Source organism: Kribbella pittospori (assembly GCF_004331465.1).
GTDB lineage: Bacteria > Actinomycetota > Actinomycetes > Propionibacteriales > Kribbellaceae > Kribbella > Kribbella pittospori.
Genome location: NZ_SJKB01000066.1, coordinates 1 through 1,500, shown reverse-complemented (window position 1 = coordinate 1,500; position 1,500 = coordinate 1). Strand labels below are relative to the sequence as shown.

1 protein-coding gene is annotated in these 1,500 nt (G+C 67.6%); it reads right to left on the bottom strand.

Annotated elements, in window-relative coordinates:
* Window positions 1-289 precede the first annotated feature (289 nt).
* Entirely contained in the window at window positions 290-1,372 is a 1,083-nt protein-coding gene (locus E0H73_RS45640; protein WP_131367572.1) for an IS110 family RNA-guided transposase, read from the bottom strand.
* Window positions 1,373-1,500 lie beyond the last annotated feature (128 nt).

The window sequence follows — 1,500 nt, the reverse complement described above, 5'->3', positions numbered from 1 at the left end:
CAGCTGATATGGAGTGAGTTCTTGTCAAGTGGCAGGGTGAGGCGCCCGTCCCGGTTGCCGGGGCGGGCGCCTCGTGGCTTGGTCGGGGTTTTGGTCGGTGAGCGTGTCGTTGGCGACGCGCGGTCAGACTGATATGCGCGGGTTGGTTACCGCAGGACGGGGTGTTCGGCAGGAGCTGGCCGCTTGTCTAGTGTCGAGCATCGCCCGGCGGGGCTGCTCATAGCTGTTTCGCGGGTCGCTCCACGCGCTGCCACCGGCCGTGGTTCCGACGAAGCCGGTTCGGGGGCTGTTAGTCGTCCATCACGGCCAAGGACCAGCACCAGCCGGCCAGTTCGCGGGCGATGGCGACGTTGGCGATCACGTGCCGTTTCCGGCGGGCCCGGAAGGTGTTCCAGCGGGCATGCAGGCGGCGGTTGCCGGCGTCGCCGCGTGCACGGGCGGCCGGTGAGGCCACGTCCCACCGCTCGCGCATGGCCTTGCCTGCCACGTAGCGGGCACGGTGGTGCCAGGCAGCCTCGACCAAGAGTCTGCGGACGTGGGTGTTGCCGGTCTTGGTGATCGATCCCTGGACCCGGGACTGACCCGAGGAGTACTCCGAGGGAACGAGCCCGACGAACGCGCCGATCGTGCGGCCGGTGAACCGGTGCCAGTCACCGATCTCAACCGCCAGCGCCAGCCCGGTCAGCGCTCCGACCCCACGCAGACATCCCAGCCGCCGTACCAACGGTGTGAACTGACTGTCGGCGGCCATCGCCTCGATCGCGTGATCGAGCCGGTCCCGGCGGGCCTGGACCGCGAGTACGGCGTCGTAGTCGGACTCGAACGTCAACTGCAGCGGCGCAGACTCGAACCTCTGCCGGCGCAGCCAGACATCATGCGCGTCGGTCCACGCACGCCCACCGGAATAGACGATGCCTTGTCGCAGCAGCAGCTTGGACAGCCGGTGCCGACCCCGCATGAGATCTGCGCGAGCGTCCTCACGGGCGCGAACCAGGTCCCTGGCCGTCTCTTGTTCCACGCTCGGGACCGACACCGAAACGAACTCGTCCAACCGCAACAACCGGGCCAAATGAACCGCATCCTTGGCATCGGTCTTGACCCGATCACCCGCCGGACGTTGCAGCTTGCTCGGCGCCACCACCTCACACCGCACGCCCGCCGCAGTCAACGATCTCGCCAGCCCGAACCCGGTCGGACCGGCCTCATAAGCCACCGCCACCGGTCCAGCCAACTCCCGCAACCACGACCGAATGTGATCATGCGACGGCGTCAGCCTCGCCTGCACCAACTCGCCCGTCACACCATCGATCGCCGCCGCCACAACCGACCTGGCGTGCACATCCAGCCCAACACTCGTACGCTCGGAAAACACCGGGGCCTCCCACACATGTCGGATAGGCCGAGCAGGCAGCCCCTACTCGGCAACCCACGAATCTGTGCGAGTGAGGCCCCGGCCCGCAACCACCCAGCAACCCCGAGCGGTCACTTCATACCGTCTAG